Raw genomic sequence first — 22,809 nt, forward strand, 5'->3', positions numbered from 1 at the left:
GCTTACCATAAGTGTTATGGTAATCCAATCGGTTTGCTCAAAAGTTCTTGCAATAGGCTCCATTAGTTAATAGGAATTGCTTTTCCATTTAGACCGTACAAAAGATCATTTTCAGAAATTACTACTCTAAAGTAACCAATGTTTTCCTTTTTTGTTTTTCGAAGCTTAAAAATAAAATGAGTAGTGTCTTGCTGTTTTAAGAATGTAATTCTAGAATGGGTAGGTTCTGGTGTCATTCGCAGCGTTTCTTGAGGCTTTTTATAGTCATCCATGTAACTTACTGCAAATTTCAATTTTTTAAGGTCTATATCCTCGTTGTAAGGATTGTAGACTTTAAGTTCAATTTGTTCCTCAGAATTTAAGATTACAGGAATATCTTCAATAATACAATCTAATTTTCGATACGATTGAAAGTTAGAAATGTACTTGCCTTTATACAGACCGCCATCTTCTCTTGTATAGGTAAAAGTTGGGTTGTTTAAATATTTAGAAACATATGCTACGTTTTTACCACGAACTTGCTCTTCAGAATCATTAATTGAGTATTGATTTTTTCGATACATGAAGTTGTTTAGAGAAAAGGTAGGCGTAGCGTCAGTGTAAAAAGAATACATTGGTGCATTTCTATATGAGTTTTCAAATACCACTGGTATATTCCCTACTTCTTCTTCAATTGCCTCTGCCCATTCTTTGTTACCGTGACTTTCATAATAAAAATTAAAAAGTAACGGTTGATAAGCAAGTCCCATTCTTAAATAAATAATTAGAACCGTATTAATGAGCCCTAATCTAAAGATCCAAGTTAAAGCCTGCTTGTTTTGTAGCATGTAGTTATAAGCGATAATTACTAGTGGAATACAAACAATAATAATCCACTGTGTTTGTACCCTTCTATTAAAGCTTGAAACGAAAAAGAAGATTAACACTCCGTATGTGAGATAGACAAGCGCTTTGTTGAACAAGTCGTTTCCTTTGGTTTTGAACAACGCCTTATATACGAAAGGAAACGTTAAACCAAAAATGGCAACTAAATTTACGAAGAAGCCTAGGGTGTATTTTTCAAATCTATATGCACCGTTAGGGCGCTCGTATAAATGATATTTTATAGATACGAAGTCATTTTCATATAACCAGTAGAAATGTGGAGCATAACAGCATAATGCAATGATAACAGCTAGCCAAGCATATTTGTCCGTGGTGAGTTTAAGGTTTGAAAGTAGAACAAAGAATATAACCAATACTGCATGGTACTTACTGTACATTAAGGCAGCCATAAATATGCCTAAAAGTATAGCTAATACTACAGTAGGTTTTTTGATAAAATGTTTATAGGTTAATAAAAAACAACTCGTAAAAAATAATAACGGTGTATCTGGTAATGTGAAAAAGCCGTAGGCATTTAGCAAGGTCATTGAAAAAACCAGCACAAAGAAATGCTTAATATAATCGTTCTTTTTTGGGTTGTCGATCATCAGCCAAAGAAGAATTATATTGACTGCGGATAACACGCAGCTCATGAAACGAACACCTAGTTCGCCATTAAAAAAGAAGCTGCTTATTTTCACTAAGAGCGCCACCATTGGTGGGTGGTCAAAATACCCCCAAGCCATATTCTGACTGTAATACCAGTAATAGGCTTCGTCAAAAATGAGTTGCGTAAAACTAGACTGGATAAGATTTAAAATGAATATGGCAGCTAAAAAAAAGTAAAACTGCTTCGGAATTTTAGTCAACATTTGCATAGGTTACTAAGTGGCAAAATTACGAATTTAAGGTTATGTACCTAGTGTAAAAATTTCATAAAGGTATTGTTGTCCATTTTAATAAGACTTTTAAAACCTTACTTTTGTCGAAACACCTATAAATAAGATATGTCCAGTAGTATCGTAATCATACCTACGTATAATGAGATTGAGAATGTAGAGGCTATAATTAGGGCGGTATTTGATTTGCAGAAAGAATTTCATGTACTCATCGTAGATGATAATTCTCCGGATAAAACAGGGGACTGTGTTCGCGGACTTCAAGAAGAGTTTAATGGTAAGTTATTTTTAGAGACTAGGTTAGAGAAATCAGGATTAGGTACTGCTTATATTCATGGTTTTAAATGGGCTATAGCTAAAGGCTTTGATTATATCTGTGAAATGGATGCCGATTTTTCCCATACCCCTTCAGATTTATTACGACTGCAAAAAGCCTGTGAAAATGGAGCTGATCTGGCTATTGGATCTAGATATAAGAAAGGTGTAAACGTTGTTAACTGGCCGTTACATAGAGTATTGTTGTCATATGGAGCTTCAATATATGTAAAGCTGATAACCGGTATGCGTGTAGATGATCCCACAGCTGGTTTTGTATGTTATAAAAGACAAGTGTTAGAAGCTATAGATTTAGATTCGGTTCGTTTTGTAGGTTATGCATTTCAAATAGAAATGAAGTTTAGGGCGTATTTAAAGAATTTTAAAATAGAAGAGGTTTCCATTATTTTTAGAGATCGAGTATTGGGAAAATCTAAAATGAGTTCATCAATTGTTAGTGAGGCTATTTGGGGTGTATTTGTAATGAAAATGAGAAGTCTATTTTTGAAAAATAAGTTTTAGTTATGGGTAAAATTTTATTAAAAAACGGAATAATAGTTAACGAAGGAATAGCTCAGGAAAAGGATATTCTAATTATCGATGACCTTATCGCGAAAATCGGAAAAGACATATCTGATGCAGACGCTGAGGTAATCGATATTACAGGTAAACATGTTTTACCTGGTATTATCGATGATCAAGTTCATTTTAGAGAACCAGGTCTTACTCATAAAGGTACAATTGCAACAGAAAGTAGAGCGGCACTTGCGGGTGGTATTACTACATTTATGGAGCAGCCAAATACAACACCGCAAACAACAACAATAGAAAAATTAGAAGAAAAGTTTGCTACTGCGGCAAATTCTGCATTTGCCAACTATTCTTTTCTATTTGGTGGCACCAATGATAATCTAGAAGAATTAAAGAGGTTGGATAAAAACGCTTGTTCAGGTATTAAATTGTTTTTAGGCTCTTCTACTGGGAATATGTTGGTAGATGATGAAACAGTAATAGAAAATATATTTAGTAATACTGAAATGGTCATCTCTGCACATTGTGAAGATGAAACTACTATTCGTGAAAATTTGGCTAAGTATAAGGCTGAATATGGGGATAATATTCCTTTAGAACTGCATCCTATCATAAGAAGTGAAGAGGCTTGTTATCTTTCTTCGTCTAGGGCAATTGCTTTAGCTAAGAAAACAGGTGCTAGATTACATGTATTTCATTTGTCTACCGGGAAAGAAACAGACTTGTTCCATAATGATATTCCGTTAGAACAAAAGAAAATTACAGCAGAGGTCTGTATACACCATCTTTGGTTTTCTGATGTCGATTATGCAAACAAAGGAACCTTGATAAAATGGAATCCGGCAGTAAAAACGGCTAAAGATAGAGACATGCTTTGGGATGCGCTGTTGGACGATAGAATAGATGTTATCGCAACGGATCACGCACCTCATTTATTGGAGGAGAAGGACAATGTATATACAAAGGCACCATCTGGCGGACCGTTGGTACAACATGCATTAAATGCAATGTTAGAAAAGGTGAAAGAAGGTAAGATTACCTTAGAGAAAATGGTGCAGAAGATGTGTCATAATCCGGCAATACTATTTCAAATAGAAAAGCGTGGATATATTCGTGAAGGTTATTATGCAGATTTGGTAGTGGCAGATTTAAATAATTCTTGGACGGTTACCAAAGAGAATATTGCCTATAAATGTAAATGGTCCCCTTTTGAGGATACTACATTCTCATCTAAAGTGGTACATACATTCATAAACGGACATCTAGGCTATAGTAACGGAGAGTTTTCTGAAAAACGAAATGCAAAAAGGCTAACATTCAATAGACCATGAAGCACTTATTATATTTAATCTTCATACTATTATTGGTTACATCATGTGTCGAAGAATTAATTGAAAAGCCCAATAATTTAATACCAGAAGATAAAATGGTATTGATCATTAAAGAAATGGCTATCGTTAATGCCGCGAAAGCGACAAATTTAAGTAAGCTACGAGAAAATGGGGTAGAGCCAACAAATTTTATATTCAATAAATTTAAAATAGATAGTGCCCAGTTTGTAGATAGTGACAGGTACTATGCCTCTAAACCTTTACGGTATGAGAATATGTACAAAAAAGTAGAGGCTGAGTTAGAGGAGCAACGTTTGGCATTAGAGGCAGAGAAAAAAGTTAGAGATAGCATAGGTGTAGCTGAGAAATCTAAAAAGGACATTGATATTAAAAAGAAAGATTCCGTAGCTACTAAAAACGTTCAGAAATAAACAGTTTGGAAGAAAATTTTATTTGATCTTCTAAACGCTCAAAGGTCATATCTAAAGCATTTTTGATTTTCTCATTGCTAAATGTTGTTGGGTGTTTTAGTCCGTAAATGGTATTTTTTGTGATTGTTCTTGGGCTACCGGTTATAAGATTTCTTAGTCTGTCTGCAATCTTTCCAATATTTAATTGCCAGAATTTCAAAGATTTCGTCGGTGGTTTTTTGTTCATCGACAAAGCTATTTCTTTCAATATTTGTTGGTAGGTTAAATTTTCGGCAACCAGAATAAATCGTTCGTTATAAATATCAGAATTCATAAGGGCGATCATAATTTTGGTAACGTCATTAACGGTAATAAATCCTGATCCACCGGGTGGGTAGTATTGATATCCTTTTGCCGCTGTTTTAAAAAAAGAACCACTACCACTGTTCCAAAACCCTGGTCCAAGTATAACACCAGGGTTTACGATTACCACTTTTAATTCTTCTTGAGCACCGCGCCAAACTTCCATTTCGGCTAGTTGTTTTGTTATGGCGTAGGGGTTAGCATTTTGGCGTGTCCATTCGGTTTCTTCGTTTACTTTTTCTTCATTTAGAGATCTTCCTATGGTGCCGATAGTACTTACATGGCACAATTTATTTACTCCGTTTACAATGCAGACGTTCACAATATTCGCAGTGCCTTCACGGTTTATGCGTTCAAGCTTTTTAAACTCTGACGGATTAAAAGAAATATAGGCGGCGCAATGATAAACATAAGTAATACCTTCAATTGCATTTTTTAAAGAAGGTATATCTAAAATATCACCCTGTACCCAATCAATTTGGTTAAATAGAGTTGCGGAATTATCAGAGTAATAAGAAAATATCTTTTTTACCTGAACGAGCTTGTCTTCAGTTCTATACAAAGCCCTGACCTTTGTATTGTTTATCGTTAATTTCAGTAGCAAATGCGACCCCACCAACCCTGTGCCTCCTGTAACTAATACCATAATTCAAATTTAGGGAATACAGGTGAAATTCATGCTTTAATCTACTGTGTACTGGCAAGAATTCCATTTATATTTGCAATTCAATTAAAATTCAAGAAGAGATGACAAATTTTGTCAAGGAGTTACAATGGCGAGGAATGTTGCACGATGCAATGCCAGGTACAGAAGAACATTTATTAGAAGGTATGCAGTCTGCTTATGTAGGTATTGATCCAACGGCAGATTCTTTACATATAGGTCATTTGGTAGGGGTAATGATGCTTCGTCATTTTCAATTGGCAGGGCACAAACCATACGCTTTAATAGGTGGTGCTACAGGTATGATCGGTGTTCCATCTGGTAAATCTGCAGAGCGTAACCTACTTGATGAAAAAACACTTCGTCATAATCAAAATGCCCTAAAAGAGCAGTTGTGTCGCTTTTTAGATTTTTCTGGAAACGAAGAGAATGCGGCGGTTTTGGTCAATAATTATGACTGGATGAAGAATTTCTCTTTCTTGGAATTTATTAGAGATGTAGGTAAGCATATTACAGTGAACTACATGATGTCTAAAGACTCGGTAAAAAAACGTCTTTCATCTGAAGCTAAAGAAGGAATGTCATTTACTGAATTCACCTACCAATTGGTGCAAGGTTATGATTTTCTTCATTTATACCGTGAGAACAACTGTAGTCTTCAAATGGGCGGTAGTGATCAGTGGGGTAATATTACTACAGGAACTGAATTGATTAGAAGAATTGCCGGTGGTAAAGGGTATGCCTTAACGTGTCCGTTAATTACAAAAGCTGATGGTACTAAATTTGGTAAGACCGAAGGTGGTAATGTTTGGTTAGATGCAGAAAGAACATCACCTTATAAGTTCTACCAATATTGGTTGAATACGTCAGATGAAGATGCAGATAAATACATAAAGATATTTACATTTCTAGGTCAAGAAGAAATTGAAGATTTAATAAAAGAGCATAAAGAAGCTCCGCATTTAAGGTTGCTACAGAAGAGATTGGCAGACGAGATTACGGTAATGGTTCATTCACAAGAAGATTTGGACAATGCGGTAAAAGCCAGTCAAATTTTATTCGGAAAATCTACGGCGTCAGATTTAAAAGGGTTGAATGAAAAAACCTTTTTAGAAATTTTTGATGGCGTACCACAAGCAGAACTTTCAAAATCTGAATTAACAGATGGTCTTGATATGATTGGTGCATTAGCGGCTAAAACTAACTTTTTAGGCTCTAATGGAGAGGCTAGAAGAGAGTTAAAGCAGAACTCCATTTCAGTAAATAAAGAGAAGGTAAAAGAAGACTTTTTAATTACTGCAGATGATTTGATCAATGATAAATTTGTCTTATTGCAAAGAGGTAAGAAAAACTATTTTGTATTGGTATTTAACTAGTTAAGTTCTATTTAAAACAGGCTTATTTTATGAAGTTTCAACTTGTAGCAATATTATTTTTGTTAGTTATATCTTGTAGTGATGATGACCGCATAATAGAAGATCTAGCTTTAGAAGGCGATTGGACACTCTCTAACGTTGCTTGTTATTGTAATTTTGAGGAAGATGTAGATTTTTCTTTGACCACAATTAATTTTGATTCAAGCAAGAGCATGGTAACCGTTACTAACGAAAGTGAATATACTTTTTTTAGGGAAAACGGAGAGCATTTTTATGGAGGTCAAGTCAATAGAATTAATTTTTCTGATGGAATGGTATTTTTTTTCGAGACAAGAGGTAATCAATTGACACTTACGTATGAAGACAATCCTGATATAGCTGATGATGAGGTTGTCTATATGTTTAACCGTTAAGGTGAATTGCAAGAAATAGTATAAATTTTTAAATATTTTCTGCAGAAGGGCGTTTGATAATTTAAACCCCTAGTTATGTTTAAAAAGTATATCGCCATTGTATGTTTGTTTGCATTGTTTACAGCTTGTGATAAGCTTGATGAGTTGACAAAATTTGATATGGAATATAGCCAACGCGTTACCATACCTTCTTCTGCAGGAATAGACTTGCCTTTTGATGTTTTCACTCCTGAAGTGGAAACGAATTCTGAATCTACTTTTGAAGTCAACGATACCAGAAAAGATCTTATTGAAGAGATCAAGTTGACCGAATTGGAAATGGTCATTATATCTCCAGATGGTGCTGATTTTAGTTTTTTAAATTCGATTGAAGTATATATTTCTGCCGATGATTTAGAAGAAATTAAAATTGCGTACTTAGAAGAAGTACCTGAAGATGCAGGTAATGTAATTACCTTAGATACTTCAGATATTGATTTAAAAGAGTACATAAAGAAAGATGAGTTTAGCTTACGACTAAATACCGTTACAGATGAATTAATGAGTACAGATCATGAGTTAGAAGTAAATTCCACCTTTTTTGTAGATGCTAAAATCTTAGGGTTATAATTTAATATTCACTTAACGCAACTATTTTAGTGGTTGGGTATCTTGTAACTAGTTAAAAGTCTTGGTTCTATGAAAAGATATTCTGCGTTGTTCCTATTTTTGGTGTTTCTTGCTTCTTGTGCAAATGATGATGATTACGGATTAGAGTCTACTCAATTCGTGTTCTCCGAACAAAAATGGGAACTAACTCAAATGTCTGGCAATTTTCAGAATTCAGAAACTATGGGTTTAGATATGGAGTGGCAAGAATATTATATCTTCTCTCCAGAAGGTACTTTTGTAAAATCTAGAATTGTTGACGAAGAAGTTACTAAGGCTATAGGTACTTTTGAGGTCATAGAATATGATAATGACCTCAATCACTATTTAGAACTTACTTTTGAAACCGAAAAAGAATTAGCGGGTAACTGTACAGGTGATAGTAAAGAGCTATTGATCTACAGAAATTCTACCATGATGTCAAGTCTATGGATGGCATGTGACGGTCCAGGATTGGATTATCAGCTTACCAAGAATTAAAGCACCATTAAATTACACCCTCTAATATCAGAATTATCGAATCTACCAATAATTTCAAAAGTGTCGTCTTGGTTTATTTTTCCTAAATCTTGAGTGGCGATGAATGAACAAGAATTTATATTTGCTAAATCTATAACATTAATTCCGCCAGATTTACCTGTGTTTAAATAAGTAAGAGGGTCCTCGGTATCCCTTACCATTATTTTCATCCAGGCAGGGCAGTCGAAAACTCCGTTGCCTTTAGAATAAGCTTGAGAAAGTAGCTCTGTCATTCCGTATTCGGAATGTATTTTTTGTACACCAAACCCTTTTGATAAGAGCTCATGCAATTCTTGTCGTACAATTTCTTTTCTTCTTCCTTTCATACCGCCAGTTTCCATAACAATAGCGTTAGGTAAAGACATGTTGTATTTTTCGGTAAACTCTAATAAGGCAAAAGAAACGCCAATGATTAATATTTTGGTATTTGTTTTTTGAAGTTTAAGAAGTAGTTGGTGCAATTGTTCATATTCATTTAAAAAGAAACCACTTTCTGGGTGATTGGATTTTTTGATCAAATCATCTGCCATATAAATCAAAGAAGAACCTGTACGTTCTAAATAAGAAGGTAAAAGTGCTAATACACAATAATCCTTAATATCGCCGTAAAAGTGTCTAAAAGCCTTCAAATAACTCTGTTCGTAAAGACCTAGATCGGTGACAAAATGTTTACTGGTTTCACTACCTGTAGTTCCGCTACTGGTAAATGTTATCTGGGGTGTATCTTTAGTACTAAGAACATCTTTAGATTTAAAGAATTCAATAGGTAAAAAAGGAATTTGTTCTAAGGTATGAACGGTATTTGGGTCGGTATTTAAATAGGAGCAGAAAGATTGGTATACTTGGTTATTATCGTATTGAAATTTAAATATACGTAATGCTTGGGTTAGAAAATCCTCTTCTGTTTGTATATTAAAAATAGCATTGTGCTCCATGTACTTAACCAATTATGGCAAAGGTACTGAACCAAATTATTTTAATGGTTTTGAGATGAGATTATGTGGGGTATTTATTTCACTACTAACTTACGGGTAATAGATTTTTCATTTTCGGTTACTTGAACCACATATACACCGGGAGATAATCTTGAGATATTCATTGCCTTTGAAGACAGTTTTTCGGTCAAAACCAATTCACCAAAAACATCATACACCCTAACTTCTTTGTTATGGTTCTTTTGTGTGGTTACATAAACAACATCAGCACTTGCAGGGTTTGGATATAATTTAAACCCGCTAATTTCATCGTTGCGTAGGTTGTTGATATCTATAGTGTCTTGGGCGTATAGACCAGCGGAGACTACCATAAATAGCATTAAGTAGATTTTCTTCATTTTGAATATTGATTTGGGATCAACACTGTAAAGGTATAGAGAAGTGTAGCTATAACACTGAAAATGTTGTGAAAGCTAAATTTATGTAGGTCAATGAAATAGGCGAGGTATTTCGTCGTAAATACGTGTAGTTAACCGATAACGGTCTTAAACAATTAAGTAGAAAAAAGTGATTGTAAGTTTACTCGATGAACGAGATTTAATATTTCGTAGGCTTGGCTCGAGGTTGTTTACTTAACGATTAACTTACGTGTACACATCTTGTTTTTTTCAAGAACACGTAAAACATAAACACCAGCATCTAAATCAGAAAGATTTAATTCTTTGCCTAAGATTGTGGTCTTCAATAGCAATGTTCCAAAAACATCATATATAAAGATTTCCTTTGGGGCGTTAAGGTTGGTAGAAATATAAACTTTACCTGAAGTAACCGGATTTGGATACATACTAAAACCATCAATGTCCCCATTACTTTGAGCACTTAGCCCATAGCTGAAAGAAATAAGGAAAAAGAAAATTATCAGGTAAAGGTGCTTCATATATAGCTGGTTACAATTGCTATGCCACAAATATAGGAATTTAACACTCTTTTGTATTTTTGTAAGACGAGATATTGTGAAAAGATCGATGAAATGCAAAATAATCGATGAAATGCACTATTTATGACCTTATCTACCTATTTTATTGGGTCTTTACTAGGCGTGTAGTCCAAAATTGTAAGAATATTTTTAATCAAAAAAGCCCGCATTTTGCGGGCTTTTTAAATTGTAATATTAAAATCATTAGAACTGGTAACTATATCCTAATGAAATTGCTTGGCCAGGATATCTAGAAGAATAAATTTGGTCTTCTGCACCAAAAGATTGGTAAACACTTTCAATATCATCATTGATGATGTTTTCAAACTTTAGGGTTATTTTACTGGAATTTTCTTTACCAAACTCTTTACTTAAATTCATTTTTAAGTTGTGGAAAGGTAGCGTGTAAACATCTGGAATATCACCGTTACCTACAATCTCTAAAGTTTTACCTTGAACATTGTAAACGATACCACCTTGCCAGCCATTATCGCGATTTGAGTAATCGAAACCAACATTTAATAGTAAAGGAGACTGCCCTTGTAATTGTCTAGTGTCATCTAATGTTTCACCGGTTCTTAAGTTATCTATTCTAGCAGCTTCTTCATCTTCACTGTATGTTTGCTGAGATTCAATGACAGAAATGTTAGCATTAAAATTGAAATTTTCCCAACCTGGTATAAAGCCCATATTTCTTCTGTATTCTAGTTCTGCACCAAATACTTTAGCATCGCCCAAGTTTAAAGGAATAAATTGACCTCTAGCTTCTCTAATAAAAGTAAGTTCAATAGGGTCATCAAAAGTTTTAGCAAAACCACTAATTGCAAAGAAGTTAGTGCCTTCTCCATAAGCTTCAAATCTTACATCGTAATTATTAATGTACGTAGGTTTTATATCAATATTACCGATAAAGAATGTACTTGATACAGGGTCAAAAATTTGCGCGTTAGATGCTTCTTTAAAAGAAGGTCTTGCTGTAGTACTAGAGAATGATGCTCTTATTTTCTTATTAGCATCTTCGTTTAATTCGTATATGAAGTTGGCAGAAGGAAAAAAATCAGCCTTATCTAAAATTGTTTGATTATCAAACACTTCACCATCTTGATTTTCACCTGTGTAACGAAGATCAAATTTTTCAAATCGTACACCAACAATTGCATTAAATCTATCAGATAGTTTAAATTCATCTCCAACATAACCAGCGCCAACAGTAATTTGAGAGTTAAAGGAATCTGAGATGTTAGAGTCTCTTCTTACATACGTACCTTCTCTTGTGTCTGGGTTGTAGATATTTTCAGGAGCCAAAATTAAATCGGCATTACCTTCAAAGTTTAAGCTAAAGTTTCCTGCTTGTGATTGCACAGGTGTTGAAAATTGATTTACAACAAAGTCTCTTTCCTTAATAGTAAATGCACCACCAAATTTAAGTTTTGCATCTCTGCCAAATAATTGATGCTTTCTTGTAAGGTCTAATTTACTAGCTACATTGTATTCTTCTAAATCTCTCCAAATTCTACTAGGATCTCCAGATTCACTTGGTGAAATGGTAAAGTTTCCAGTTTCTGGCTCAAATCTAAACGGTGTTGTTCTTAGATCTTTATCGTAGATTTTAGAAAATGTAGGAGATACTTTCCAAGAAATTTTCCAAGACGCATCTTCGTTTGTGTGCTCACCATTTAATAATATGTTAGTGATAGAACGTTGTGTGTACGTTAATACATCTTTGAAAATGGTGTTAGAGTTTACGTTAAAATTGTCTTGTCTAATGTATGAAGCGCCAGATTCTCCATTTTGTATATGTAATACATTTAACTTGTATTTAGACTGCAAGCTTTTTAATGAAATACCTGCAAGACCGCTAATAAGTACATTATTGACTCCTATGTTTCCAGATTGTGTTCTATCATCAGTTAATTCAAGAACAGATTTGTCTTGATCTTGTTTTCTAAATACTTGTCCGCTAACAGCATCTTCATAGAATTCAGTACTGTTCTTATATGTAAGAGAGGCTAAATAGCCTATCTTTTTAGTTCCATCTTCATTAAGATTGTATTGGTTGCCAGCGGTAAAACCAATATTAAAATCTGCACCACTTTGTTTTTCAAGTGCTTTAAGGTTTGGCTCCAACAATCTTGTTAACGCAGCAGACCTATTACCATCAACAACCGGTAAAGGAGTTTCTATATTTTGTGGAATAGCTAAATCTCTTTGTCCATTATCAAAACCTAAAGCATCTGTTGAGCTACCATCATAACTAAGGTAATTGTTCTTAAAGTGCATGCTAGAATTATAACCTAACCCAGCAGAGAAGCTATATTCTGCTCTTGACGGGAAATCTTTAGTTACAATATCAACAACACCGCCTGTAAAATCCGCAGGCTGATCTGCAGTTGCAGACTTAACAACAATAATATTATCTAATATATTGGTAGGGAAAATATCTAATTGAAGTGTGTTTCTATCTGGATCAAGACCAGGTACATCTACACCATTTAATATAGACTTAGTATAACGGTCACCTAATCCACGTACATAAACGAATTTACCGCCTTGTACAGATACACCAGGTACAGATTTAATAGCACTAGCAATATCGCTAGCACCAGATTTTTTTATGCTTTGTATAGATAAACCATCTAATAATGCTACCGAATTTTTTTGAAGATTTAATACGGAAGCTTCTGTGTTTTTACTAACAGTTGTAGTAACTACCACTTCGTCTAATGCATTAGCAAGTGGATTTAAGGTAATATCTATTATTTGTTCTGCTCCAGGTGCAACCACTACTTCGGCTACTTCTTTTGTTTCGTATCCTAAATACGAAAAAGTAACGGTGTAGGTGCCAGGCTCTACGTCTAGAACATATTTTCCATCAAAATCTGATGTAGTTCCTTTTGTAGTTCCTTTAATAAGAATGTTAGCAAAAGGGAGAACGTCATTAAATTCACCATCGTTCACTGTTCCAGAGATAATACCTTCTTGTGCAGATATAATCTGAGTGGAAAAGGTGATAAGTAAAATTAATAATAACTTGAGTTTCATAAGTAATGAATTGAAAATGTTAAAAAGAAATAAATTGCTCGCCTAAAAATTATCTTAGGACGAGCAATTATAATGTGTAATTATTTATTTGTATTTAAAATTAGAAACCTAAGCTAGCTTTAGTGTTAGCGTAAGTCCAAGAAAAAGCAGATGTGTCAGCACCAATAGTACCTTCAGTTACTGCAGTTGAAAAAGTTGCAGCATCAGCTTCAAAAGTAGTACTGTCTGTAGTATCATTAAATATTTCAGAAGAAGCAGTAACACCTTCTGGTAATACAATTTCCCAGTTAGTAAATACTAATGAACCTGCAGTATAATTAGCGGCAACACCTTCGTTGTCTAATTCAACATCTGACAGTTGTAAGTCAGTGCCTACTCCTGTGAAATTAGTTACTAGTATATTGTTGCTTGTACCTTGTGCATTAGAACGGTAATCTGCGATTTCACCATTCTCAACATTGTTGTTAAGACCAATTAAAGTAGCATTTGTTAAAGTAAAGCCACCTTGTAAAGAACCTTCTGGACCATCAATTTCTAAAGCGTGATCAGAAATACCACCTTGTACAATTACTGCATTGTATATTATACCAGAGTAAGCTTGGTCAATATCAAGAGCATCATCACCTTGTGCCCATACGAATAAGTTAGTCGCGTTTACGCTTCCACCAAAGAATTCAACACCATCATCAACATTACCAACAACTTCAATGTTGTCAACAGTTGTTCCAGTACCAACAGCACCTAAAGTAAGTCCGTTAATTTCGTTTCCTTCACCAATTAAGGCACCACCATGACGAATAGAGATGTACTGTAAAGTACCAGAATCATCAGCAGCATCAGAACCACCATATAATCCTTTATCACCGTCAGTATCTGTAGGAACACCTTCAATTTGAGCAGATTCAGCATCGCCATCAAAAGAGGCAGGTGCGTTACCTAATACGATTAAACCACCCCAAAGACCACGATCGTTTTGGTCAAGGTTAGTACCAGCAGTTTCTCCTATTTCAATATTGTCAGCAGAAGAAGTAAAAATAATTGGTGCTGTAGCAGTACCTACAGCTTCTATTTTACTACCTCTTGTTACGATTAGTACAGAAGCATTAACACCTGATCCAGCGTTTGCTTTTATAATTGTACCTGGTTCAATAGTAAGTGTAGCGCCTTCAGTAACGAATACTCTACCATCTAAAGTAACAATCTTATCAGCGGTCCATGTAGCATCTGTTGTAATGTCTTCATTAACTGTAATTGTTGTTTCCACTTCAGTTTCAGTAGTAACCGTATCAACAACAATAACTTCTTTTTCAATTTCAACAACTGTTTCTTTTTCACAAGATGCTGCAGCGATAATAGCAGTTACTGTAGCAAGTGACCAAATAATTTTTTTCATCTTTTCTTTTTAAATTTATTAATTGAACTAGGTTGGTAATCGTGTTCTAAAAAATTACAATTTTATTGCACCGCAAAGAAAGAGACATGTTGTAATGTTCGGGTTAGCTACATGTTAAACATTTATTTTGTTAATGTTATGTAAACGTTACTACATTAAATCAATGTTAAGTGACGTTTCAGTAATAGTATTATCTTTACTTTTGAGCGAATCAATCTAATTTGAAAACCATGAAAAAGAAGGACATTAAGATACTCTTAGTTGATGATGAACCAGATATTCTAGAGATAGTGGCCTATAATTTATCTGCCGAAGGGTATGATGTATATACTGCCAAAAATGGTGCCGATGGTGTCGCTAAGGCAAAAAAGAAAATGCCACATCTTATTATATTAGATGTAATGATGCCCGAGATGGATGGTATTGAGGCATGTGAAATTCTTAGAAGAACTCCAGGTATGGAGAATACCGTTATTACTTTTTTAACGGCAAGAGGTGAAGATTATTCTCAGGTAGCCGGTTTTGATGCGGGTGCAGATGATTATATCACAAAGCCTATTAAACCAAAAGTATTGGTGAGTAAGGTAAATGCACTTTTAAGACGTGTTAAAAATGATGAGAACGCTCAAGAAGATATTACCAAAGTAGGAGATATCGTTATTAATAGAGAAGAGTATAAAATCATAAAAAAGGGGAAAGAAATTATTCTGCCAAGAAAAGAATTTGAACTTTTGGCGCTATTGACTTCTAAGCCTAGCAAGGTTTTTAAAAGAGAAGTGATTCTTGATAAGGTTTGGGGTAATGAAGTGGTTGTTGGTGGTCGTACCATAGACGTACATATTAGAAAGCTTCGTGAAAAAATAGGTGAAGACCATTTTAAAACCGTAAAGGGAGTAGGATATAAGTTTGTACTCTAAATGGCAGCTAAAGTATATTCAAGAAAGTCATATCGTTTTGCGTTTCGATCATCGCTATATATTGTAATCATAGGCATTGCTGTGCTAGCGTTATTACAATGGCAATTTAGTACCATAAATTGGGGTATTCTGTTATTTGCAGCGCTGTTCTTTTTTATAATTTCTTTTATCACCTTACAATTAAGAATAGAAAAATTTATTTACAAGCGAATTAAGAAAATTTACGATGATGTAGAATTGTTAGAATCTAGTACAATACCCTCTTATCCTGTTACTACAGATATGAGAACCTTAACGCAGGAGATAGAAAAATTTGCGAAGGATAAGAAAATAGAAATCGACACCTTAAAAATTCGTGAAGAGTACCGTAAAGATTTTTTAGGTAATGTTTCTCATGAATTAAAGACACCATTATTTACCGTACAGGGTTATATAGAAACTTTGTTGGATGGTGCAATGGAGGATAAGAATATTCGTAAAAAATACCTTACTCGCGCCAACAAAGCGGTAGATCGATTAATCTATATTGTAAAAGATTTAGACTTGATCACAAAACTGGAAGTTGGCGATCTTAACCTTGAAAAGTACTCTTTTGATGTTATTGATTTGATCCAAAGTGTATTTGACCTTTTGGAGATGAAAGCGGCAAAGAAGAACATAACGCTAACTTTTGATATGGAATATGTGGATCCCATATTCGTTTATGCCGATAAAGAAAAGATTCAGCAAGTGCTGACCAATTTGTTGGTCAATTCCATCAAATACGGAAATGACAACGGGACCACAGAGGTAAGTGTAGAAGATTTGGTGAAAAACAAGGTCATTGTCAGGGTCACCGATAACGGCGAGGGTATACCTGCCGTGCACATTCCTAGACTTTTTGAGCGTTTTTACAGGGTAGATCAAAGTGGTAGCCGTCGTGAGGGTGGTTCTGGTTTAGGACTTGCAATAGTAAAACACGTGATAGAAGCACATGGAGAAAAAATTTATGTAGAAAGTGCAGTAGAGGTAGGATCCGAGTTTTCTTTTACGCTAGAGAAAAGTATCGTTCAAATAGAGGAAGTACAATAATCGCTAACCCTCTCTTTTTTCTTAGATTTGCCGCAGTTTAGATGAGATAATTGTGGGAAGTAAGAATAAATTAAAAAGATTTCAGGAAAACGAGACGTTTTCAAACGTAATTCAACCAACAAGAGAAGAAGTGGTAGGCGGTTTTCCGTTGAAAGGAAAATGGAATACACACTTTAAAAACGATAATCCTATTGTCTTAGAATTGGGTTGTGGCAAAGGAGAGTATACCGTTGGGTTGGCAAAGAAATTTTCGAATAAGAATTTTATTGGTATAGATATTAAAGGCGCCCGTTTTTGGAAAGGGGCAAAAGAAGCCATTGAAGAAGAATTACCTAATGTTTGTTTTATAAGAACTCAAATAGAATTGGTAGATCACCTCTTTGGAAAAGAAGAAGTTTCAGAAATTTGGATAACGTTCCCTGATCCACAGATAAAATATAAACGTACCAAACACCGTATGACTAACGCGGTATTTTTAGAACGCTATAAACAAGTACTAAAACCTGATGGTACCGTAAATCTAAAAACAGATAGCGAGTTTATGCACGGGTATACCTTGGGCTTGTTACACGGTCTTGGTTTAGAAGTACTGTATGCAAATCATGATGTATATAAGAATGAAGGTAGTCCAAAAGAGGTTTTGGAAATACAGACTTTCTATGAAAATCAGTATCTTGAAAAGGGAAAACCTATTACTTTTATTAGGTTCAAGGTAAACTGATTCAATGCAACAACTGCCAATCTTATTTGTATTTACCTTTGGTGCCGCTTTTTTAGCATCCTTACCGCCAGGACTCCTTAATTTAAATGCTGCGAAAACCAGTGTGGAAAAAGGAAAAACAAACGGTTTGATCTTTGCTTTAGGTGTTGCACTAGCAGTTATGTTGCAAACCTACATTGCTGTACGCATTGCAAAATTAATTTCAAGAAACCAGCATGTAGTTGAAATACTGTTACAATTGGCATTGGTCATTTTTTTTGTTTTGGCAATCGTATTTTTTTTAAAAGGCAAAAAACATGAGAACAAACCATTGGTGCTTGTAGAGACCAAAAAACGAAATAGTTTTTCTAAAGGAATTTTTTTGGCGCTGATCAATTTATTGGCAATTCCATACTATAGTGGTTTAAACACTGTTTTTCATTCTCAGGGCATCATGAGCTATAGAATTATAGATGAGGTGTTATTTATACTTGCAGCCGGCAGTGGTACTTTTCTTGCCATGTATCTTTATGTTATATATTTTAATAAATGGGAACACAAAACAACCTCTTTTTCTAAGAACAGTAATTTTATTTTAAGCGGATTGATGGTGTTGTTGTTCGTAATTACCGCTTTTAGATTGTACAATTAAACCAAGGAGTAAAATGAAACCTGAAAATGAGAATTTCTTTGAAAGAGTATATCAGGTAGCACGGTTAATTCCTGAAGGGCGCGTAACATCTTACGGGGCAATTGCCAAATATTTAGGTGCGGCGCGTAGTGCAAGAATGGTAGGCTGGGCAATGAACGCATCACATAATATGGATGATATTCCTGCACATAGAGTGGTCAACAAAGCCGGATTATTAACCGGTAAACATCATTTTGACGGTACAAACCTAATGCAACAATTATTAGAGGCCGAGGGGGTGATCATAAAAGAACTTCAAATTGTAAATCTTGAAAAATACTTTTGGGATCCCTTTACAGAACTTAAAGCAGAATTATAGTACTACTGAAAAGTAAGTGTAAACGTAGTTTTTTCGTTTGATGTTACACGAATAGATCCACCATGCATTCTCATAATTTGCTTGCTTAAGCTAAGCCCAATACCAGTACCAGTGCTTTTAGTGGTGAAAAATGGCACAAAAACTTCATCTAGCATTTCAGGAGAAATTCCCGGTCCGTTATCGGTTACCGTAATAAACTTTTTTTCTTGGTTACCTATACCTGCTTTTATGACGATGCTGCCCTCATCTTGTCCTTCCAATGCCTGTTGGGCATTTTTACCAAGGTTTAAAAGTATTTGTGTAAGTTGTTTTTCATCAATATAAAGCTCCAGATTCTCGGGCTCAGATGCTACTTCTAAAGTAATATTGTGACCATTGGTGTATTCTTGTAATAACAGGCGTACTCTTTCTAAAATTTTGGTTGCAGGAATTAATTCCCTGTCTGGGTCTGGTACACTTAAAAAGGTTCTATATGATTGTACAAAACTCATTAAATCATTTCCTTGTTCTTTTATAACTTCTAAACCTTTGGCAGAATTTTTAATCTGCAGTTCACCAAATTCTTCTGGAGTAGAAAGTTCGTCTCCTTTTTTAAAGTATTTTAAAATAGATTCGGATATTGAAGTAATTGGTGTAATGGTATTCATGATTTCGTGGGTAAGCACTCTAATCAACTTTGCCCAAGAATCAGTTTCTCTATCATCTAGTTCTTTTTGTATATCATGGATTACAACCAATAACAGTTGTTTTCCTTCAATAGAAATAGGCGTGCATTTTAAGGTGAGTTCTTTTTTGCCGCGTTCATTGCCTAAAGAGTAAATGGTACTTGGAAAAGGTTCAAGAGACTCAAATAAACCATAAAGTTTGGGGTCTATTTGTTTCAATTGCTTTACATGATTTAAAGGTCTGTAAATAAGTAGGTCTTGTACCGTAGGGTTGGCATATAAAATGTGCCCCTTGTCATTTACGGTGAATATGCCAATATCTGCTTGGCGTAAAATTTCTTGATAGTACTGTTCTTGTGCCTGTTTTTTTAAATGAATATCTTGAATCATGGTATTCAACATATTTAAGCTTTGGTTTAGTTCCTCAATAGATTTTACACTCAGTTTTTCTGGAAAACGTAAAGTGAAATCTTCATTTTTAATGGCATCAAAGAAGTACGCAATTTTTCTATTGGTCTGGTTCACGTAATGTATAAGTCCGTATGTCTGTCCTATAAAAACTAGGGCTAAAATTACACCAAGTAGATAGTGCTCTTTAGCAAATAAAAAAGCCGTAAGTAGGGCACATATAGCGATTAAAACTATCCTAAAAACCAGTTGGTAATAAATACTTTTGCTGACCATTACTTACTAGATTTTTTAAGTTTGTTGTATAAAGTCTGTCTAGAGATACCAAGCTGATCTGCTGCCGCACTATAATTGCCATCATGGTCGTGTAGTGCTTTGGTAATCATAACCAATTCCATTTCTTCCAATGTTTTTGGACCACCTTCTATACTAACAGATGTTTTGGTATCTAAAAGAAAATCGGCAGGTTTTAAAACATTTCCTTCAGAAAGTATCACGGCACGTTCCATGGTATGCAGAAGTTCCCTAACATTTCCTGGCCAAGGGTAGTTCATTAATTTCTCTTGTGCGGTCTGGTTTATTTTTAAATTGGGCTTACCATATTTATTGGCGAATTTTTTCAAGAAGAAATCAGATAGGACCAAAACGTCATTATCACGATCGCGTAGTGCGGGAACCTGTACTTGAATCGTATTAATTCTGTACAATAAATCTTCACGAAATAGTCCGTCGGCCACCATTTGTTCTAGATTGCAATTGGTGGCACATACCAATCTAATATCAACGGCAATAGGTTTGTTAGATCCCACACGAACCACCACTCTGTTTTGAATGACAGAAAGTAATTTTGCCTGCATTTGTAACGAGAGATTTCCTATTTCATCTAAGAACAGCGTTCCTCCGTTCGCAGCTTCAAACTTACCTGCTCTATCATCTTTGGCGTCTGTAAAGGAACCTTTTACGTGACCAAAAAGTTCACTTTCAAATAAATTCTCAGATATAGACCCCATATCTACCGAAATAAATACCTCATTATTTCTAGCGGATGATTTATGAAGTTCACGAGCAATGAGTTCTTTACCGGTACCATTTTCGCCGGTAACCAAAATATTAACATCGGTTTTAGCTACTTTTTGTACCAGATTTAAAACGCTGTTCAGTGCTTTGGAATTTCCTATAATGTAATTTGAATTCTGATTGATGACCTGTTTAAGGTTGCTTTCTTTCTGTTTTAAGTGCTGAACCTCTTTCTGAGATTTTCTAAGCTCGTATGCCGATTTTACGGTAGTTAACAATCGCTCGTTGTTCCAGGGTTTCAGGACAAAATCTGTAGCACCTTCCTTTATTGCTTCAACGGCAAGTTCAACAGCACCGTAGGCGGTCATCATGATAACCGATATATGCGATGCTTTCTTCTTTATCTCTCGTAGCCAATACAAACCCTCGTTACCGGTGTTCACTCCGGCAGAGAAATTCATGTCCAATAATATAATGTCGATCTCTTTTAGGTTAGGGAAAGACGTAAGTAGGTTGGGGTTAGAAATGGTTTGAACACTTTTATATTCAAACTGCAACAATATCTCTAAAGCGCTCAATACACTTTTGGTATCATCTACTACAAGTATTTTAGCATCTATCATGGTAACAATCTATTAACTCATTTAAATCTACACATAGCAATTTGTATTTTCATAGTAGTGTAAAAATATTTGACATTATCTGTACAACATTTTTACACTAAAAAAATATTCTATTCTTTTGAATGGTTGTAATAAACTGTAAATCAATAAATTAAATTTGTGGCACGCATATAGTATAAAGAATGGCATACCAATTAAGAAATGAACAGAAAATTTAAAATAACGACAATTTTACTACTTTCTATTTGGAGTTCTATAATGGCTCAAGATAGTTGGACGTTAGATGAATGCGTTGCTTTTGCATTAGAACATAATTTGCAGTTGAACGATTTTAAATATACCGATCAAGCTAATAGAGAAACGTATAGACAATCAGTTCGTAATTTATTACCATCGGTAAATGCTTCGTCAAGCTACCTTATTAATTATGGTAGAGCAGAAGATCCAAATACGGGTACATTCGTAAATCAAGATTTCTATTCTAACAATTATTCTTTAGAGTCATCCATTGATTTATTTCAGGGATTTCAAAAAATTAATGCAATTAAAGCTTCTAAGTTGTTGTACAAAGCAACACAGGAAGAAGTGTTGCAGCAAAAATATTTGTTAGCGTTTAGAGTGATGCAAGCCTTTTACGATATTCAGTTTTTTGAAGGATTGGTAGAGATATCTAAAGAACAACTAACAGTATCACAGTCTAATTACAACTTGGTAGAAAAACAGGTAGAATTAGGGTTGAAAGCTGGTGCTGATCTATATGAGGCAGAATCATTACTGTTAACCGATAAGTTGAACGTAACGCAAAGTAACAATCAATTGGCTTCGGCAAAGTTGACTTTGATTCAGGAAATGAATTTGGAGAATACTTCAGACATAACTATTCATAAAGACTTAGAAGAAATAGTATCTAAATTTAATAGCCAAGAAATAAAATCTGATTCTGTTTATACTGAAGCCCGGGAGTTTTTGCCACTAATAAAGGCGCAAGAATTTAGAACCAAAGCAGCTAAAAAACAAGTGGCAATTTCTAGAGGAAGGTTATACCCGTCCCTATCTTTCTTTGCTGGCATTGGCACAGGTTATTTTGAAACTACGAGAGATACTTTAGGCAATACGTTACCATTTAGACAACAGTTTAGAGATAACACATCGCAATATTTAGGCTTAAATTTAAATGTACCTATTAGTAATGGCTGGTCTGCAAGGTCACGTATAAAGCAATCTAAAATTGAAAAGCTACGAGCAGAAAATAATTTAAAGACTCAAGAACAAGAATTGTTTCAGACCATTCAACAGTTGGTGCAAGAGTATAATTCATTATTAGTAGAACTGGTACAGAGCAATCAAAAAATGGAAGCTCAGAACTTGGCTTTCACCATTGCACAAAAACGATATGAAAAAGGATTAATAAATGCCTTAGAACTTTTTACTGCCAAGAATTTATATGCCAGTGCACAAAATGAAAACTTACAGGTAAAACTGCGGTCAGAAATAAACAAGAGTACATTAGATTTTTACAGAGGCTTGCCAGTTTTCGATATCAATTAGAAATGGAGCTCTGAGATTAACGATTAACGAACAAAGAATAAACGATTACGATGGATATAAAATTAGAAAAGAAAAAAGGATTGAAGCCAAAACACTTCGGCTACATCGCATTGGGTGTATTACTGCTATTTGTTGGGTATCAACTATTATTTGCCAATTCTGTATCAACCT

At 34.6% G+C, this 22,809-nt stretch carries 22 protein-coding genes; 13 read left to right on the top strand and 9 right to left on the bottom strand.

Annotation, left to right across the window (positions count from 1 at the left end; translation table 11 throughout):
* Nucleotides 1-62 precede the first annotated feature (62 nt).
* Entirely contained in the window at nt 63-1,736 is a 1,674-nt protein-coding gene (locus ABJI11_RS08850) for a glycosyltransferase family 39 protein (protein WP_348351343.1), read from the bottom strand.
* 135 nt (nt 1,737-1,871) lie between these two features.
* On the opposite strand from ABJI11_RS08850, the gene ABJI11_RS08855 reads away from it, so the two are divergent.
* The 3 genes from ABJI11_RS08855 to ABJI11_RS08865 are packed head-to-tail and all read left to right on the top strand — an operon-like array spanning nt 1,872 to nt 4,371.
* The gene (locus tag ABJI11_RS08855; RefSeq protein ID WP_348351345.1) at nt 1,872-2,600 is read left to right on the top strand and encodes a polyprenol monophosphomannose synthase; all 729 of its coding nucleotides are present in this window, start codon (nt 1,872-1,874) and stop codon (nt 2,598-2,600) included.
* Nucleotides 2,601-2,602: 2 nt separating this feature from the next.
* On the top strand, nt 2,603-3,940 hold the full coding sequence (locus ABJI11_RS08860) for a dihydroorotase (protein ID WP_348351347.1): 1,338 nt from the start codon (nt 2,603-2,605) through the stop codon (nt 3,938-3,940).
* Entirely contained in the window at nt 3,937-4,371 is a 435-nt protein-coding gene (locus ABJI11_RS08865; protein WP_348351349.1) for a DUF4296 domain-containing protein, read from the top strand. The genes ABJI11_RS08860 and ABJI11_RS08865 overlap by 4 nt, the downstream gene beginning before the upstream one ends.
* Here the strand turns inward: ABJI11_RS08865 and ABJI11_RS08870 are convergent.
* The gene (locus ABJI11_RS08870; protein ID WP_348351351.1) at nt 4,352-5,359 is read right to left on the bottom strand and encodes an NAD-dependent epimerase/dehydratase family protein; all 1,008 of its coding nucleotides are present in this window, start codon (nt 5,357-5,359) and stop codon (nt 4,352-4,354) included. The two genes, ABJI11_RS08865 and ABJI11_RS08870, sit on opposite strands and share 20 nt — an antisense overlap.
* A gap of 101 nt (nt 5,360-5,460) precedes the next feature.
* Here ABJI11_RS08870 and tyrS point away from each other — a divergent pair, with 101 nt between their 5' ends.
* The 4 genes from tyrS to ABJI11_RS08890 all read left to right on the top strand — a co-directional run bounded on the left by tyrS (nt 5,461) and on the right by ABJI11_RS08890 (nt 8,294).
* On the top strand, nt 5,461-6,753 hold the full coding sequence (tyrS, locus tag ABJI11_RS08875; protein ID WP_348351353.1) for a tyrosine--tRNA ligase: 1,293 nt from the start codon (nt 5,461-5,463) through the stop codon (nt 6,751-6,753).
* A 29-nt stretch (nt 6,754-6,782) separates the two neighbouring features.
* Entirely contained in the window at nt 6,783-7,166 is a 384-nt protein-coding gene (locus ABJI11_RS08880) for a hypothetical protein (protein ID WP_348351355.1), read from the top strand.
* A gap of 75 nt (nt 7,167-7,241) precedes the next feature.
* Nucleotides 7,242-7,775 (top strand): hypothetical protein, encoded by a 534-nt coding sequence (locus ABJI11_RS08885; RefSeq protein ID WP_348351357.1) that lies wholly within the window; start codon nt 7,242-7,244, stop codon nt 7,773-7,775.
* 69 nt (nt 7,776-7,844) lie between these two features.
* The gene (locus tag ABJI11_RS08890) at nt 7,845-8,294 is read left to right on the top strand and encodes a hypothetical protein (RefSeq protein ID WP_348351359.1); all 450 of its coding nucleotides are present in this window, start codon (nt 7,845-7,847) and stop codon (nt 8,292-8,294) included.
* On the opposite strand, the gene ABJI11_RS08895 is transcribed toward ABJI11_RS08890, so the two are convergent.
* The 5 genes from ABJI11_RS08895 to ABJI11_RS08915 form a co-directional block, all read right to left on the bottom strand.
* Nucleotides 8,291-9,268 carry an acyl transferase gene (locus ABJI11_RS08895; protein WP_348351361.1) on the bottom strand — a complete coding sequence of 326 codons (978 nt, stop codon included), beginning with the start codon at nt 9,266-9,268 and terminating at the stop codon, nt 8,291-8,293. The genes ABJI11_RS08890 and ABJI11_RS08895 overlap by 4 nt on opposite strands.
* A gap of 74 nt (nt 9,269-9,342) precedes the next feature.
* Nucleotides 9,343-9,666 (bottom strand): T9SS type A sorting domain-containing protein, encoded by a 324-nt coding sequence (locus ABJI11_RS08900; protein WP_276493531.1) that lies wholly within the window; start codon nt 9,664-9,666, stop codon nt 9,343-9,345.
* A 230-nt stretch (nt 9,667-9,896) separates the two neighbouring features.
* On the bottom strand, nt 9,897-10,205 hold the full coding sequence (locus ABJI11_RS08905; RefSeq protein ID WP_348351363.1) for a T9SS type A sorting domain-containing protein: 309 nt from the start codon (nt 10,203-10,205) through the stop codon (nt 9,897-9,899).
* A gap of 243 nt (nt 10,206-10,448) precedes the next feature.
* Nucleotides 10,449-13,286, bottom strand: coding sequence for a TonB-dependent receptor (locus tag ABJI11_RS08910; protein WP_348351365.1), 2,838 nt, complete (start codon nt 13,284-13,286; stop codon nt 10,449-10,451).
* Nucleotides 13,287-13,386: 100 nt separating this feature from the next.
* Nucleotides 13,387-14,679: a hypothetical protein gene (locus tag ABJI11_RS08915; RefSeq protein ID WP_348351367.1), complete on the bottom strand. Its 1,293-nt coding sequence runs from the start codon at nt 14,677-14,679 to the stop codon at nt 13,387-13,389.
* A 230-nt stretch (nt 14,680-14,909) separates the two neighbouring features.
* Between ABJI11_RS08915 and ABJI11_RS08920 the strand changes: the two genes are divergently transcribed.
* Genes ABJI11_RS08920 through ABJI11_RS08940 form a run of 5 tightly spaced genes read left to right on the top strand, consistent with a single transcriptional unit; the run spans nt 14,910 to nt 18,377 of the window.
* A complete protein-coding gene (locus tag ABJI11_RS08920; RefSeq protein ID WP_276493535.1) occupies nt 14,910-15,596 on the top strand; it encodes a response regulator transcription factor in 687 nt (228 codons plus the stop codon).
* Nucleotides 15,597-16,667: an ATP-binding protein gene (locus ABJI11_RS08925; protein WP_348351370.1), complete on the top strand. Its 1,071-nt coding sequence runs from the start codon at nt 15,597-15,599 to the stop codon at nt 16,665-16,667.
* 52 nt (nt 16,668-16,719) lie between these two features.
* On the top strand, nt 16,720-17,388 hold the full coding sequence (trmB, locus tag ABJI11_RS08930) for a tRNA (guanosine(46)-N7)-methyltransferase TrmB (RefSeq protein ID WP_348351371.1): 669 nt from the start codon (nt 16,720-16,722) through the stop codon (nt 17,386-17,388).
* Nucleotides 17,389-17,392: 4 nt separating this feature from the next.
* Nucleotides 17,393-18,019, top strand: coding sequence for a LysE family transporter (locus tag ABJI11_RS08935; protein WP_348351373.1), 627 nt, complete (start codon nt 17,393-17,395; stop codon nt 18,017-18,019).
* A 13-nt stretch (nt 18,020-18,032) separates the two neighbouring features.
* Complete coding sequence (locus ABJI11_RS08940; RefSeq protein ID WP_348351375.1) at nt 18,033-18,377, top strand: MGMT family protein; 345 nt, start codon at nt 18,033-18,035, stop codon at nt 18,375-18,377.
* Nucleotides 18,378-18,379: 2 nt separating this feature from the next.
* Here ABJI11_RS08940 and ABJI11_RS08945 read toward each other — a convergent pair whose 3' ends face one another.
* Together ABJI11_RS08945 and ABJI11_RS08950 are read right to left on the bottom strand one after the other, a co-directional pair.
* On the bottom strand, nt 18,380-19,726 hold the full coding sequence (locus ABJI11_RS08945) for an ATP-binding protein (protein ID WP_348351377.1): 1,347 nt from the start codon (nt 19,724-19,726) through the stop codon (nt 18,380-18,382).
* Nucleotides 19,726-21,090, bottom strand: coding sequence for a sigma-54 dependent transcriptional regulator (locus tag ABJI11_RS08950; RefSeq protein WP_348351379.1), 1,365 nt, complete (start codon nt 21,088-21,090; stop codon nt 19,726-19,728). The genes ABJI11_RS08945 and ABJI11_RS08950 overlap by 1 nt, the downstream gene beginning before the upstream one ends.
* 201 nt (nt 21,091-21,291) lie before the next feature.
* Here ABJI11_RS08950 and ABJI11_RS08955 point away from each other — a divergent pair, with 201 nt between their 5' ends.
* Nucleotides 21,292-22,638 carry a TolC family protein gene (locus ABJI11_RS08955; RefSeq protein WP_348351381.1) on the top strand — a complete coding sequence of 449 codons (1,347 nt, stop codon included), beginning with the start codon at nt 21,292-21,294 and terminating at the stop codon, nt 22,636-22,638.
* The last annotated feature ends 171 nt before the right edge of the window (nt 22,639-22,809 follow it).

The organism is Maribacter sp. (assembly GCF_039968975.1).
In the GTDB taxonomy this organism is placed as follows: domain Bacteria; phylum Bacteroidota; class Bacteroidia; order Flavobacteriales; family Flavobacteriaceae; genus Maribacter.